This window comes from Lysobacter sp. A289 (genome assembly GCF_054072675.1).
This window is the reverse complement of sequence record NZ_JBSVRN010000001.1, coordinates 1,647,003-1,660,770: the sequence shown is the minus strand read 5'-3', so window position 1 is coordinate 1,660,770 and position 13,768 is coordinate 1,647,003. Positions and strand designations below refer to the sequence as shown.

Here is a 13,768-nt window from a genome sequence, read left to right as displayed (position 1 = left end):
GGGACGCCAGTATGCACGGACGCCGCGGGGGGGCGATGTGAATGGATGCGCCGGGAGGCGATCCACCGTGCCCCGTCCTGTAAAGTTGGTTTGTCTATTCGGGGACTGCCGCGACATGCTCAATGAACTTCCAGTGCGTAGCGAGGGCTGGGCTAAGGAGTGGGAAATCCCCGCTGGAGAATCCTAATGAACATCGAGATCTTGCAACATCACGTGGCGGACTATCTGGACAAGCTCGCCAGGCCCGAATCGGAGTACGCACAAACAATCCGCGAGCGTCGCCAACGTGTGACCTACTACCAATCGTGGACCGCCGACCGCCTGCGTTCGATGACGGCCGACGACCTGCTGGAGTACATGGCCAAACTGTGGGCCATGCTGATCTGGGGCAACAAGCAGTACGTCGTCGACAAGCTGATCGCCGACCACGGCTTGGATGTCGTCCGCGAGGAGATCGCGAACCTGCTCTGGAGTGATGCTCCGATCGACGCCCGTTGGGATCGTTTCCGGGCCCGCATCAAGGGGATGGGCCCTGCAATGATGAGCGAGTTGCTGGCGCATGTGCATCCGGGCAGGTATCTGCTTTGGAACCGTCGCGCTTATGTGGGTCTGAATTACCTCGGTGTGCCCGGCCTGCCCAAGTACAACTACCAACTGACCGGGAAAAAGTACCGCGAACTGTGCGCAGTCGGGGAAACACTGACCGCTCAGCTACGCGCCGCCGGGGTGAAGGATGCCGACTTTCTTGACGTGGATTACTTCATCTGGGAGGAGCTGCAGGTTGAGGAGAATCTGAGCAAGTTGGGGCACAAGGAATCCTCTGTGGAGATGTCGGAAGAGGTCGCCAAAGCCGACGAGGTGACTGCCGAGTTCATCCACAACGAGGTGAAGCAGAAGCTGGCCGATATAGGTCAGTGGCTGGGCTTCGCCAGCAAGACCGAGATCAAAGTGGCCGACGGCTCGGTGGTCGATACGGTGTGGGAATCGACCATCGGCAACATGGGCCGAGTGATCTACGTGTTCGAGGTCCAGACGAAAGGTTCGATCGACAGCCTGCTGATGAACCTGCTCAAGGCGCTCAACAACGCGGCCGTGCAGGGCATTGTGGCCGTGTCGGACGCAGCGCAGATCGAGAAGATAAAGAAGCATGCGGCCGGGGTCGCCGTTCTCCGCGAAAAGCTGCGGTATTGGGATTACACGGACGTACTTGCTACCCACGAGGCGCTGGAAGGTGTGAACGAATCGATCAACAAGCTCGGGCTGGTGCCGCAGGGGTTAGTGGGAGGTAATTAGGCCGTGCCGCCGATCCGAGAGCAGGATACTGAGGGGGGTGTTTTGATGGCTGAACAGAAGCGGCCTTTCCGAACCGAGCAGAGCTGGCCGGATGTCGTCGACTTGACCGCATTGCCGACGGTGGACGCATCTCCGGATCGCGCGAAGTACTGGCGTGTGCTCGACGCGTTGCGGATGCTTGGCGTTCCGAGCACCGTGGCCGAGGTGACGTCGTGGCTGAAACACAATGCGCCAGAAGCGGATTACTCCGATACCCGCGAGAACCTGACCCTGCTGACGGTCAACGACGCCAACCGTCGCCATTACGACTCATCGCGCCGCTTGTTCCGGAGTGATCAGGGTCATCCACGGGATGCGGTCTTCCGCTCAAAGGAAGGCAGAAGTGTTCGCTACCAGTCATATGATCTGGCCCGGCACGGCGTGTTCGATGTCCTTCGCACCGACGCAGGCGGCTTTGATGTGGTGGAAGTTATGCCGGGAGAACTGGCGAATGCGTATGCCTCGGCACAGAGTGATGTTGAAGCCGAGACGGAGTCCATTCAATCGCTGGCCGATGCGCGGTCAAAGGTGATGCGTGCAGTCGTCATGCGTCGTGGGCAGCGGGAGTTTCGCGATGGACTGTTGCGGGCTTATGGCGGCAGGTGCGCCATCTCCGGCTGCGCTGTCATGGATGTGCTGGAAGCTGCGCACATCGTCCCGTATCTGGGCGATCAGACGCAGCGAACAGACAACGGACTGCTTTTGCGAACGGACCTGCATACGGTGTTCGATCTGGGGCGCATCTGGATTGACGACACGATGCGGGTTCGGGTAGCCCCGGAGCTGGATGGATCAGAGTACGCAGCGCTCGACGGACGCAACTTGTCCCTGCCTGGGGAACACGCTGATCGCCCTCATCTTGCTCACCTAGAGCAACACCGAAAGGTTTGCCGCAGATCACGAGGACAATCATAGGAGTCATTTCCGGCCTCACTCCTACGGCTGTGCCCCTACCTGCGCCTGCATGAAGACTGGCAACGGTAGGTGCTACTACAACTCGGTGTACTTCGTAATCCGCCCCTTCGCCCGCTCCACCGGATACTTCTTCCCGTTGGCCTCCATCTTCCGCCATGCGGCGTCCACCGGGTCGATGCCCAGTTTGTCGGCCAGCTGCAGCAGGTAGAGCAGGACGTCGGCCAGTTCTTCGGCGACCTGCTCGCGCTTGTCGCCGGGCAGGTCGCGGCTCTGTGCTTCGGTCAACCACTGGAAGTGCTCCAGCAGTTCCGCCGCTTCCACCGACAGCGCGGCGGCCAGGTTCTTCGGGGAGTGGAACTGCCCCCATTCGCGCTTGCGGGCGAAATCGCGCAGGGCGGCTTGCAGTGCTTCGATGTCCTGGCTCATGTGAGGGGTCCGTGCGGTGTCCGGGCTATCCTAAACCCATGACCATTCCCTTCTCCCTCCAGCGCCTCGACCATGTTGTCCTGCGCGTCCGCGACGTGGCGGCGATGCAGGCGTTCTATTGCGATGTCCTCGGCTGCACGGTCGAGAAGCGGCAGGAGGCGATCGGCCTGTTGCAGTTGCGCGCGGGGGATTCGCTGATCGACCTGGTCGATGTCGAAGGCAAGCTCGGGCGCATGGGCGGTGCGGCGCCGGGGGCGGAGGGTCGCAACATGGACCACCTGTGCCTGCAGGTGCTGCCGTTTGACCGCGACGCCATCGCCGCCCACCTGCAGGCGCATGGCGTGCAGGTCGGCGAGTTCGGTTCGCGCTACGGCGCGATGGGCGAGGGGCCGTCGCAGTACCTGTCCGACCCGGAGGGCAATGTGGTGGAGCTCAAGGGGCCGCCGGACTGACCAGCGGTGTGTCGTTGCCGACCAGGGCTGTCCTAGCTCGCCGGTTCGTCCGCGTCGAGCGTCACCTCGAGCCCGAAGCCATCGGCGGTCTCGGATGGTGTGGGCGTGAAGCTCAGCACGACATGCCGGTTCTCCATCTCACCTTCCCAGCGATAGGTGCCGGCGCCCGGCATGCGGGTCCAGTCGCCTTCGGACTGGACGCCGTCGACGATCAACTGCATCAGGGTGTCCTGGGTGGCCGGGCTGGTGACTTCGTACTGTATGCGCCACGTCCGCTCGTCCCCGACGGAAACGCTGCGATCGAACTGGGTGCCCTCGGGCCAGACCACGTCCCGCAGTCCCGGCATATAGCGGTCGGCCATGCGACTGCGGACGAAGCCGCCTTCCGGCTGCCAGTCGTACTCCATGTGCAGGGCGGTGCTGCGGGCGACGTCGTTACCGCGCAGGCGGGCGACCACATGCAGGGCGGCGTCGAGGCCGGATGACAGGCCGGCGGAAGTGATGATCTTGCCGTTGTCGGTCCAGCGGACGTCGCGAACCACATCGATTTTGGGGTACTGGCGGGCGAGTTGATCGATGCGGGGAGTAAACGTGGTGGCTTGCAAGCCGTCCAGCAGTCCGGCGGCGCCGAGCACGTGGGCGCCGGTGCAGACCGACAGCACGTGCCGTGCGTTGCTCGCACGTGAGCGGATGAAGTCGAGCAGGACCGTGTCCTCCTGCGCGTCGCCGACATCGCCGCCCGGCACCAGCAACACATCGAACGCCGGGGCACTGGCGAAGTCATGGTCCGGGGTGACGCTGAGCCCCATCGCGGTGGTGATCGGCTTGCCGTCGCGCGTGAGGGTGACCACGCCGAACCCGGCCGTGCCGAAGACTTCGTAGGGGCCGGCGAAGTCGATGATCTGCACGCCGTCGAACAACACGATGCCGACGTTCACTTCGGGTTGGGAGCTGGGTGCATTGCCCGCGAAAGCCGGACGGGGCAGTGCAGATGAAAGCAACAGGGCGAGCACGATGCCGATTACGGCCGCTGGACTGCGCATGACTGAATCTCCATATGGGGTCGGGTCCGAGGGAAGGCTCAAGGGGCCGCCTGCGAATACAGGTCGATGATCTCCGCCACCGCATCGGCGCAGACCTGGCAGTAGGCGTCGCTGCGGTCGAACATCAGGCATTGCATCTGCGAGCGATAGTAGCCGGTCGCGGCGTAGTTGGCGCCCTCGAAGGCGCCGACGGCGGCCTTGTACGGTTCGTCGGCGAACAGTTGCTCGGTGTAGGCCAGCTCTTCGCGGAACAGGGCTTCCATCTCGGATTCGGGCCGCTTGTCGGCGCGTAGCTGGGCGCGGGTCTGCTGGAACTCGCGCTGGCGCGCTTCGTACTCGGTCTTTGGCCACGGGGTCGGCACCGGGGTCTCGGCGCGCACGTGGTGGCCCCATTTCAGTTGGGCAGGGTCGTGCAGGGCGGTGACGTTGGGTTCCCACGGTTCAACCTTGGCGTCGGTGGGCGCGTAGGCCACCGGCGAGGTGTAGTACTCGTCGGCGAGGCCGGCGAAGTGGTGGCTGAACTCGTGCACGAACAGGTAGTCGGCAAAGGCGTTGTCGGCCGCGGCGGTGCTGAATTGGCCGAAGATGCCGCCGCCGCCATAGGTCTGGTTGTTGACCAGGATCTCGATGAACTCGTTGGGCGCGTGCTGGGCGATCTCGCGCAGGGCGCGGTTGTCCAGCGCCAGCACGTAGCGCTCGCTGCCGAAGATGTCGTAGCGCGCACCGAGCGCAGACGGGTGGTAATCGCCGGTCGACGGGCGCGAGATGCCGGACTGCGGGGTCGGCGCCATCAGCGCCCAGACGTTGAAGTCGGCGGCGCGCTCCTTGAACGGCGAGACAGTGAACAGGTGGTCGCTCAGGCGCCGGGCGTCGGCGATGAATTTGTCGCGCTCGGCCTCGGTGTAGCCGTCGCCGAGGATCAGCAGGTCGACCTTTTGCGACGAGGGGCCGTTGTCGCGGATGGCGACGGGCTTGAGGGTGGAGGGCATGGTGTTGCGCTGGATGGTGAGAGCGGCGGGGTCGACGTCGATGCTCCAGACCGGCACGAAGGCGTTGGCGGCGTCGCGCTCGTAAATACGCACGGTGACGGGTTGGGCCGGCGTCGGGAAACGCAACGACTCCTGGAACCCACGCGATACGCTCCCGGCTTCCTCAGTAGTGCGCCATTCGGCGAAAACGGTACTGAAGCCGCGCGAGTACAGCAGCTCGCCGGTCGCGGCGTCGAGCACTTCGAACTTGTTGTTGCCGCGGTTGCTGTCGTCGATCGGCCGCGCCGGGTTGCCCGGCCAGGGCAGCGGTTCGATCACGATGCGGTCGAGCGCGTAGTGCTGCTCATTGGCGTCGCCGCTGTGCAGGTAGTCCAGCCGCATCGTCTGCGGCGCGGCGGTGGTGGCCACGGCATGGGCGACGGTACTGGCGGACGCGAACGGGAGGAGGCACAGCAGGGCGAGGCTGGTCAGCAGTCGTCGGGGCAGGCGCCGAGTCGTGGTGTGACGGAGCATGGGGTCACCCGGGTGATGGTTTCCCCGAGTCTATGGCCATGGCGCCTCTACGGGACAGGCTCGCGTGCGCCGACGTGCGACTCGCGCACCAGGCATTCACGCAGGTTGCGCAGCTCCGCCTCGAGCAACGACGGCATCGGGGCCAGTGACGGGGGCGTGCTGCCGTCGCGCACGGCGTCGGCGAGGGCATCGAGTGCCTGGTGCACGCGTGCTTCGCCATCGGCGGGGAAGATCGACGCGGCGGCCTCGCGCGCGGCGTCTCCGGCGAGGTGTTCCAGCGACCAGCAGGCCGACAGGGTGCGATAGGCGAGGCGCTCGGTGGCGGCGATCGCGGGCCAGCTGTGCTCGGCGGCGCGACGCTGCGGGCGCGAGGCGGCGAGGCTCTCCTCGTGCGCCTGGGCGAGGGCGAAGCTGGCGTGCTGGAGCTGGCGCCGCGCGTGCTTCGCGTCCATCGTGGTGACGGTGCCGGCGGCGAGGTGGACGACCACCGCGTCGACCGCCTGCAGGGCGTGGACCAGTTGTTCGGGAATCCGCGCGGTCGACGCGCGTGGCGGGATCAGCCGGAACACCAGCAGCGCCACCAGGCAACCGGCCAGGGTGTCGATGCCACGCGCCAAGAGGTAACTCCCGGGCGACGCCACCGGCTGCCCGCCGCTGGCGAGGGTCAGCGCCGCGCCGGTGATGAACACCACCGCCAGCGTGTAGTTGCGCACCACCACCATCTCGATGGTGAACTGCAGGGCCATCACCACCAGCGCCAGCCACAGGCCCTGCGGATGCGCGACGATGATCGCGCCGGCCAGCAGCAGCCCGACCCAGGTGCCAAGCAGGCGCTCGATGCTGCGTTGGAGCATCCGTAGCCAGTCGAAGCCCTGGTGGAGCATCAGCACCGCCGCAGCGACCGCCCAGTACGCGCGATCAAGGTGGACGGCCGCGCCGAGCGCACCGGCGACCACGGCCGCCACGCCGACGCGCAGGATCACCCGGCGCGAGTTGGAGCCGGGTTGCAATGCTTCCAGCAGGACGGCGCGGGTGCTGGGATGGCCCAGTGGTACCTCGTCGGTTGTGGAGCCGGGCAGTTCGCGCGGGTCGCGGACCTGTGCCAGCAGCCGGCGCAGGTCGTCGGACAGGTCAGCCGGCACCGGCGATTGCCGGCTGGCTGCGCCCATCGCCTCGGCGAAACGCAGGTGCAACTCATGGTTGAGAGTGCGCAGGCGGCCGAGCGTGCCGTCGGCGCGCACGTGCGCCGGCTGTTGGCTGACCAGCACCGACCACGCCCGGTGCAGGGTGAATGCCGCGCGGTGACGGGCCTGGCCTTCGCGGGCGCTGCCGATCGCCGCGACATAGTCGATCACCGCCGTGCCGGCGACCGAGACCGCGCTGCGTTCCGGGCCATGCGGCAGGAAAAGCGCGCCGCCCATGTGCGCCAGCCAGGCAAAGCCGCCACCGGCCAGGACCAGCGTTGCCGCGTGCAGCGGGGTCAGGTGCGCGGCCGGCATCGCGGTGCCCGCCGCGCAGGCCAGTGCGAACATGTAGGCGCCCGGCGGCCCGATCTGCAGGGCATTGCCCAGCCATGTGGCGAGCATGGCGATGAGCGCGACCATCGATACCGTCGCCCACGCCGACGTCCCCGCCCACAGCCCCAGACCGACCGCCAGCGCGAATGCCAATGCGATCACCGCCAGGTGCCTGGCGCGACTCAGGTAGGGCCGGCCGGCGCCGTACAACGCGGTGAATCCGCCGATGCCCGCCATCAGTCCGGCCGGCACGTCGCCAGCCAGCGCGCCGGCGACGACCGGCGCACCCATACAGGCACTGGCGCGCAATGCGAACAGCCAGCGTCGCGGCGTGGGCGGCTGGATGTCGAGCATGCCGCGCAGCATGCGGCGGGCGGATGACATCGGCGGCATGGTCGACATGCGGCGATTGTGGCCGATCATCGCCCGGCCGGCACGGCGACTCAGCCGCCGGCCATGCCCGCGTAACGCTTCGGCGGCTCGTGCACGCCGCTGGCTGGTTCAAGCTGGATGTGGCGACGCAGCCACGCGGCGAACTCGGCTTCCGGCATCGAGCCTTCGGCGAGGGCGAGCATTGAGGTGTACTTGTCCTCGTTGCTTGCGACCAAGGTGAAGCCATTGAGCTGCAGGAACACCCGATAGCAGACATGCGCGGTGCGCTTGTTGCCGTCCACGAACGGATGCTTGCGCGCCAGCTCGAACGCGAGGCTGGCGGCGAGGTCGGCCAGGTCGGGTGGCGGATCGCCATACGCATGGAGTTGTTGCGAGCGCGCCAGGGCCGAATCCAGCAACCCGGCGTCACGCAATTCGCTGCCGCCGCCATGCTCGGCGAGCTGGCGGTGGTGAAGGGGCAAGTGGTAAGTGCGCTGCCATGCAGGAATGAACATCCGGATTCACATCGGTTCACACGCCGCCCTCGTACCTTTGGGGGAATTCGCTTCCGGGAGCCACCATGTCCGACGAAACCCCCAAGACCCCGCTCGATCATGTCACCGACCTTGCGACCCAGCTCAAGGAGATGCGCCATTACTCGAAGAACAACGTCGAGTTACTGACGGCACAGTGGCTCAAGTTCGACGAAGGCAAGCTGAAGAAGCTCGGCGAGTCGAAGACCATCGAGGAGCTGATGACGCGCCAGGGCGAGTTCCACGACGCGCTGGAGGCGGCCATCACCGAACTCGACGAACTGGCGGAGGAACTGAAGCCGCCGCCGGAAACCTGAGACTCGCCTTACGGTAATCGCACAATAGTGCGCGGAAATTGTCCTCCCGGTATCATTTCCCCGGTGTAACTACTTCAATTTATTGACGTAAGTACGGGGAAGGGAAGATGAATCGATACGGATGGGTTGCACTGGTTGCGGTGCTGGCCTTGGGTGCCTGCAGTGGTGGTGGGGATGCATCGACCGATGGTGGCGACGCGACGGCGCGCGAAGGCGACCGTAGTTCGCTGCTGCCCCGGATCCTGGGCGGTGGCGATGGTGGTCACGACTTTGCGGAAATCCCGCAGGGCGCGTGGGCTGACCTGGTGCGGCAACTGAACCAAGCCGAAGATCTCGACGTGGCGGTCGCTGCGACCCGCGAGATCCTCGCGCGCGGCGGCATCGCCACCCGCGACGGTGAGAGCGAACTGGTGGCCGCGCATGCCCCCGCCGCTTCGTTCACGGTGACGCCACGGGAAACCGTGCACATGGCGATGGAAGCGCGCGACCGCGGCGTCCGCGCGCGCCTGGAAGTGGCCGAGTTCGCCCACATGCTGGCGTCTTTTGGCTGGGAGTTCCCGAATGCCCAGCAGTCCGGCAAAGCCCGGCAGCCCAACCGCGACATTGAGGACGAGTACACGCAAGAGCGTCGCCGTGAGGCACAACGCGAGGTGGCGCAGGCGCGGCAAGTCGCGCGCGAAGCCGAGGGGGCCGAATTCGAGGCTTGGGAGGATTCGGTGCTGGACGCGCCCCAAGCCCGCTCAAGCGAGGCGCGCGCGCGCGTCGAACGAGCCAACAAGGCCGTGCGCGACGCCACCAGCCGCGAGGCGAAGCAGGCGCAATCCGTGGTGCTGGCCGCACGCGAGGAACTGACCGCGGCGCGCGAAGAGCTGACCGCTGCGCGGGAAGCGGCGAACGCGGCGCGCGAAACCCTGCGCGAAGGACAGGACTCGCGCAAGGAGCGACGCGATGCGATGCGGCAGGCAGAGCGCCTCCAGAACGTCTACGCGAGCAAGGTCGGGCCCGAGTACGGGGCGGGCGAGGATTTCCAGCTTGCGCTCGAGCGCTGGGTGCAGGCGGCGGCCAAGGCGCCGGAGGATCCGGCCAGTTTCGTACCGCTGTTCATCACCGAGATGGCACGGCTGCAGGATCCGCCGGTCGACCTGGCCGATCCGCAGCGGCGTGCGCTGGGGCGCCCGGGTTCCGAGCTTCCGGTCAAGGGGGCTGGTCCACGTTCCGGGCAGACCCGCCTGTCGCTGCTGGAGATGCAGTTGATCCTGGCCGCATTCGACCGCGATGCCGGTACCGGCACCGACAAGGCGTTGGTGTCCAGCTTCGAGAAGGCCATCAACGGGAAACCGGAACAAGCGGCCAATGCCATCGCCATCGCCCGCGGGGTCGCCAGGGTTGCGTCGTCGCTGGCCGGTGAACCGCTGGACCTGGAGGTCGAGCCGAAGCAACTGCACCGGCCGGAAGACGAGGGCGTGCAGGTGAAGTTCACCGCCACCGGCGCCGCTGACGAAGCGGCGAGGCTGCACTGGCGCCTGGTCGCCGGCGCGCCCGTGCATGCGCAGTGGTCGCTGCGCAACAACGACTTCCAGCTGGAGGGCGCGCACCAGTCGGGCAGTCCCGCGCGGGTATCGTCGTCGGAATCCGAGGGCGACTACATCGTCGACATTCGCACCGAGTCCGGCCACCACGGGACCGAGGCACGCGGCTACGTGACCGCGTACGTCGGTGCCGAGGATCCGTCTTCGCCGTCGCTCGACGACTGGTGGAAGGAAGGCGTCAACCGCGGCTTCCAGCGGACTCCCGAGGAGCTGGCCGAGATGATCAATGAAGGGATGCCTCGCAACCGCGGCTTCCTGCGGACCCCCGAGGAGCTGCAGCAGATGCTCGCCGCTTGGCTCGAGAAGACCTCCACGCCCAGGGCCTATGCCAGCGTCGAGGTCTCGTATCACTGCGCGAACCCGACCACGATCCATCTCTATGTCACCGATCCGGTCGCGGACGGTGGCGGCGATGGCGGCGATGCCTGCACGTTCACCTTCGCGACCAGGGACGCATTCCTGGAGTGGCGGGAGGCAAACGGCGGCTGAGTACGGCCACCGGGCGGCGGCGCGGAAATACTATCCAGCGCCGAGGACACAGCCCGGCGCCCCCGGTTCGGGGGCGTCAGCTTTTTTGAAAACGGATCAGGATACGTTCGGCTCGCTGAACGCCTCGATCTCGCCTTCGAACTCGTTGATCGGCACGCAACTGCAGAACACGTTCTTGTCGCCATAGATGTTGTCGACGCGGGCGACCGGCGGCCAGTATTTCTGCTGCTTGAGCACCGCCAGCGGAAACGCGGCCAACTCGCGCGGGTAGGCGTGGGTCCACTCGCTGGCGCTGACTTGGGCGGCGGTGTGCGGGGCGTGCTTGAGCGGGTTGTCCTCGCGGTCGAGCTTGCCGTCGGCGATCGCGCGGATCTCTTCGCGGATCTGGATCATCGCGTTGATGAAGCGGTCCAGTTCGTGCAGCGACTCGCTCTCGGTCGGTTCCACCATCAGGGTGCCGGCGACCGGGAAGCTCAGGGTTGGGGCGTGGAAGCCGAAGTCGACCAGACGCTTGGCGACGTCCTCGGCGGACACACCGGTGGTCTTCTCCAGCGGGCGCAGGTCGAGGATGCATTCGTGAGCGACCAGGCCGTTGCGGCCGGTGTACAGGGTCGGGTAGTGCGGAGCCAAGCGCTTTGAGACGTAGTTGGCGTTGAGCATGGCGATCTGGCTGGCTTTGCGCAGGCCCTGTGTGCCCATCAGGGTGATGTACATCCAGCTGATCGGCAGGATGCTGGCGCTGCCGAACGTGGCGGCGCTGACCATGCCACCGGTGGCGATGGGAGTGCCTTCCGCCGTGCTTCGGACAGTCTCTCCGGCAGGGGAGTAGGCACGAGGCAGGTAGGGGGCCAGGTGCGACTTGACCGCGCAGGGGCCGACGCCGGGGCCGCCGCCGCCGTGGGGAATGCAGAAGGTCTTGTGCAGGTTGAGGTGGGACACGTCCGAACCCCACTTGCCCGGCTTGGCCAGGCCGACCATGGCGTTCATGTTGGCGCCGTCGGTGTAGACCTGGCCGCCGTGCTGGTGGACGATCTCGCAGATCTCGACCACGTCTTCCTCGAACACGCCGTGGGTCGACGGGTAGGTGATCATCAAGGCAGCGATCCGGTCGCTGTATTTTTCGGCCTTGGCGCGGATGTCCTCGACGTCGACATTGCCGTTCGCATCGCACTTGGTCACCACCACCTTCAGCCCGCACAACTGCGACGAGGCGGGGTTGGTGCCGTGGGCGGACTCGGGAATCAGGCAGATGTCACGCTGCTCCTGCCCATTGGCGCGATGGTAGGCACGGATCGCCAGCAGCCCGGCGTACTCGCCCTGGGCGCCGGAGTTGGGCTGCAGGCTGACCGCGTCGTAGCCGGTGATTTCCACCAGCATGGCTTCCAGTCCGTCGATCAACTCCTTGTAGCCAAGCGCCTGGCCGGCCGGTGCCAGTGGGTGGATGTTGGCGAACTCCGGCCAGGTGATCGGGATCATCTCGGCGGTGGCGTTGAGCTTCATGGTGCAGCTGCCCAGCGGGATCATGGTGCGATCCATTGCCAGATCCTTGTCGGACAGGGCGCGCATGTAGCGCAGCATCTCGTGCTCGCTGTGGTGGGTGTTGAATACCGGGTGGGTCATGAACTCACTTTGGCGCAGCAACGCGGCAGGCAGCGCGTCGGTGGTCTGCGCGTCGAGCGCGTCGACGTCGGTGATCTGCACGCCGAACAGACCGGCGACGGCGATCACGTCCTCGCGGGTGGTGGTCTCATCGAAGCTGATCCCGACGCTGCCCCGGTCGATGACCCGCAGGTTGATGTGCGCGCCCTGGGCCCGATGGTGCAACTCGGCGGCATCGATGCCGGTAACGTGCAGCGTGTCGAAGAAGTTATCGCTGACGGCGACCCCGGCCTTGCGCAGCACGCCGGCCAGGATCGCGGCCAAGCGGTGGGTTAGGCGGGCGATGCGGGTCAGGCCTTCGGGGCCGTGGTAGACCGCGTACATCGACGCCATCACCGCCAGCAATACCTGCGCGGTGCAGATGTTGGAGGTCGCCTTCTCGCGGCGGATGTGCTGCTCGCGGGTCTGCAGGGTCAGCCGATAGGCGGTGTTGCCCTCGACATCGACCGACACGCCAATCAGGCGACCGGGCATCGAACGCTTGTACGCATCCCGGCACGCCATGAAGGCGGCATGCGGGCCGCCGAAGCCGAACGGCACCCCAAAGCGCTGGGTGTTGCCGACCACGATATCCGCGCCCCAATCGCCGGGCGAGGCCAGCAGGGTCAGGGCGAGCAGGTCGGTTGCCACGCAGACGATGCCGCCGCGCGCGTGCACCGCCTCGGCCAGCGCGGCGTAGTCGTTCGCCGCGCCGAAGGTGTCGGGGTATTGCAGCAACACGCCGAAGGCCTCGACGTCGGCGGCGGTGGCGTCATCGCCGACCACCAGCTCGATCTCCAGCGGCTCCGCGCGGGTGCGCATCACTTCCAGGGTCTGCGGATGCACGCCGTTGGATACGAAGAACACATTGGTCTTGGCGCGGCTGGAGCGGCGCGCCAGGGTCATCGCCTCGGCGGCGGCGGTGGCCTCGTCAAGCAGCGAGGCGTTGGCGATCTCCATGCCGGTCAGGTCGGCGCACATGGTCTGGAAGTTGATCAGCGCCTCCATCCGGCCTTGCGAGATCTCGGCCTGGTACGGGGTGTAGGCGGTGTACCAGCCCGGGTTCTCCAGGATGTTGCGAAGGATGACGTTGGGGGTGTGGGTGCCGTAATAGCCTTGGCCGATGAAGCTGCGAAAAACCTGGTTACGGTCCGCGATGGTGCGGATCATGGCGATCGCATCCACCTCGGTTACGGCGTCTGGCAGCGCCAGCGATTCCGGCGAGCGGATTGAGGCTGGCACGATGGCATCGGTGAAGGCTTCCAGCGACTCGTGGCCGACGGTGCGCAGCATCTGCGCGACCTCGGTGTCGTTGGGGCCGATGTGACGTGAGACGAAGGCGTCGTGGTGCTCAAGCGCGCGCAGGGAGGATTGGGTGTCGTGGCTCATGGCAGGGGCGTCCGAAGGCTACGTGCGTGCCGCACGCGGGCGCCCCTCTGTCCTTTTGCCTGAGAGTTTTGGAAGCGCGATCCGATACCACGGGACTGCTGCGCTTCACGCACCTTCGGCGCCGGATTCAACCGGTCTCTCCAGAGTTGTCACAACCGGTGGTACGGGAGCCTGAGCGATTACGGGCGTTGCGCCTTCGGCAGCGGGCCAGGCCTGCAGGGCATGGGCCGCTTCTCCCACCGGTTGTTTGCAGC

The 13,768-nt window shown here is 66.4% G+C and carries 11 protein-coding genes and 2 riboswitches; of the genes, 5 read left to right on the top strand and 6 right to left on the bottom strand.

The genetic code is table 11. The annotated features are described in order from the left end of the window. Nucleotides 1-186: 186 nt before the first annotated feature. Nucleotides 187-1,293 (top strand): hypothetical protein, encoded by a 1,107-nt coding sequence (locus ACW5DN_RS07615; protein ID WP_456962110.1) that lies wholly within the window; start codon nt 187-189, stop codon nt 1,291-1,293. Between the two features lie 45 nt (nt 1,294-1,338). Continuing rightward, a complete protein-coding gene (locus ACW5DN_RS07610; protein WP_456962109.1) occupies nt 1,339-2,247 on the top strand; it encodes an HNH endonuclease in 909 nt (302 codons plus the stop codon). Between the two features lie 75 nt (nt 2,248-2,322). Here ACW5DN_RS07610 and ACW5DN_RS07605 read toward each other — a convergent pair whose 3' ends face one another. Next, nucleotides 2,323-2,673, bottom strand: coding sequence for a nucleotide pyrophosphohydrolase (locus tag ACW5DN_RS07605; protein ID WP_456962108.1), 351 nt, complete (start codon nt 2,671-2,673; stop codon nt 2,323-2,325). A gap of 38 nt (nt 2,674-2,711) precedes the next feature. Here ACW5DN_RS07605 and ACW5DN_RS07600 point away from each other — a divergent pair, with 38 nt between their 5' ends. Then, nucleotides 2,712-3,125 carry a VOC family protein gene (locus ACW5DN_RS07600; protein WP_456962107.1) on the top strand — a complete coding sequence of 138 codons (414 nt, stop codon included), beginning with the start codon at nt 2,712-2,714 and terminating at the stop codon, nt 3,123-3,125. Nucleotides 3,126-3,157: 32 nt separating this feature from the next. Here the strand turns inward: ACW5DN_RS07600 and ACW5DN_RS07595 are convergent, their stop codons facing one another. From ACW5DN_RS07595 to ACW5DN_RS07580, 4 genes are read right to left on the bottom strand one after another with little or no spacing between them, the layout of a single operon-like run. After that, nucleotides 3,158-4,168 (bottom strand): DJ-1/PfpI family protein, encoded by a 1,011-nt coding sequence (locus tag ACW5DN_RS07595; protein WP_456962106.1) that lies wholly within the window; start codon nt 4,166-4,168, stop codon nt 3,158-3,160. A gap of 38 nt (nt 4,169-4,206) precedes the next feature. Next, nucleotides 4,207-5,670 carry a M64 family metallopeptidase gene (locus ACW5DN_RS07590; RefSeq protein ID WP_456962105.1) on the bottom strand — a complete coding sequence of 488 codons (1,464 nt, stop codon included), beginning with the start codon at nt 5,668-5,670 and terminating at the stop codon, nt 4,207-4,209. A 47-nt stretch (nt 5,671-5,717) separates the two neighbouring features. Then, nucleotides 5,718-7,589 (bottom strand): FUSC family protein, encoded by a 1,872-nt coding sequence (locus ACW5DN_RS07585; RefSeq protein ID WP_456962104.1) that lies wholly within the window; start codon nt 7,587-7,589, stop codon nt 5,718-5,720. Nucleotides 7,590-7,630: 41 nt separating this feature from the next. Then, nucleotides 7,631-8,068: a type II toxin-antitoxin system death-on-curing family toxin gene (locus tag ACW5DN_RS07580; RefSeq protein WP_456962991.1), complete on the bottom strand. Its 438-nt coding sequence runs from the start codon at nt 8,066-8,068 to the stop codon at nt 7,631-7,633. A gap of 71 nt (nt 8,069-8,139) precedes the next feature. Between ACW5DN_RS07580 and ACW5DN_RS07575 the strand changes: the two genes are divergently transcribed. Both ACW5DN_RS07575 and ACW5DN_RS07570 read left to right on the top strand, forming a co-directional pair. Beyond that, nucleotides 8,140-8,409, top strand: a complete 270-nt coding sequence (locus ACW5DN_RS07575) for a hypothetical protein (RefSeq protein ID WP_456962103.1) — start codon at nt 8,140-8,142, stop codon at nt 8,407-8,409. 107 nt (nt 8,410-8,516) lie between these two features. After that, nucleotides 8,517-10,487 (top strand): hypothetical protein, encoded by a 1,971-nt coding sequence (locus ACW5DN_RS07570; RefSeq protein WP_456962102.1) that lies wholly within the window; start codon nt 8,517-8,519, stop codon nt 10,485-10,487. 96 nt (nt 10,488-10,583) lie between these two features. Here ACW5DN_RS07570 and gcvP read toward each other — a convergent pair whose 3' ends face one another. After that, nucleotides 10,584-13,514: an aminomethyl-transferring glycine dehydrogenase gene (gcvP, locus tag ACW5DN_RS07565; RefSeq protein ID WP_456962101.1), complete on the bottom strand. Its 2,931-nt coding sequence runs from the start codon at nt 13,512-13,514 to the stop codon at nt 10,584-10,586. A gap of 42 nt (nt 13,515-13,556) precedes the next feature. Next, nucleotides 13,557-13,663: riboswitch (glycine riboswitch) on the bottom strand. After that, nucleotides 13,664-13,763, bottom strand: a riboswitch (glycine riboswitch). Nucleotides 13,764-13,768: the final 5 nt, after the last annotated feature.

Excerpts from the sequence above, each read along its gene's own strand:
- ACW5DN_RS07605 (WP_456962108.1), bottom strand. The coding sequence starts at position 2,673 with ATGAGCCAGGACATCGAAGCACTGCAAGCCGCCCTGCGCGATTTCGCC.
- gcvP (WP_456962101.1), bottom strand. The coding sequence starts at position 13,514 with ATGAGCCACGACACCCAATCCTCCCTGCGCGCGCTTGAGCACCACGAC.
- ACW5DN_RS07570 (WP_456962102.1), top strand. The coding sequence starts at position 8,517 with ATGAATCGATACGGATGGGTTGCACTGGTTGCGGTGCTGGCCTTGGGT.
- ACW5DN_RS07575 (WP_456962103.1), top strand. The coding sequence starts at position 8,140 with ATGTCCGACGAAACCCCCAAGACCCCGCTCGATCATGTCACCGACCTT.
- ACW5DN_RS07595 (WP_456962106.1), bottom strand. The coding sequence starts at position 4,168 with ATGCGCAGTCCAGCGGCCGTAATCGGCATCGTGCTCGCCCTGTTGCTT.
- ACW5DN_RS07590 (WP_456962105.1), bottom strand. The coding sequence starts at position 5,670 with ATGCTCCGTCACACCACGACTCGGCGCCTGCCCCGACGACTGCTGACC.
- ACW5DN_RS07615 (WP_456962110.1), top strand. The coding sequence starts at position 187 with ATGAACATCGAGATCTTGCAACATCACGTGGCGGACTATCTGGACAAG.
- ACW5DN_RS07610 (WP_456962109.1), top strand. The coding sequence starts at position 1,339 with ATGGCTGAACAGAAGCGGCCTTTCCGAACCGAGCAGAGCTGGCCGGAT.
- ACW5DN_RS07585 (WP_456962104.1), bottom strand. The coding sequence starts at position 7,589 with ATGTCGACCATGCCGCCGATGTCATCCGCCCGCCGCATGCTGCGCGGC.
- ACW5DN_RS07600 (WP_456962107.1), top strand. The coding sequence starts at position 2,712 with ATGACCATTCCCTTCTCCCTCCAGCGCCTCGACCATGTTGTCCTGCGC.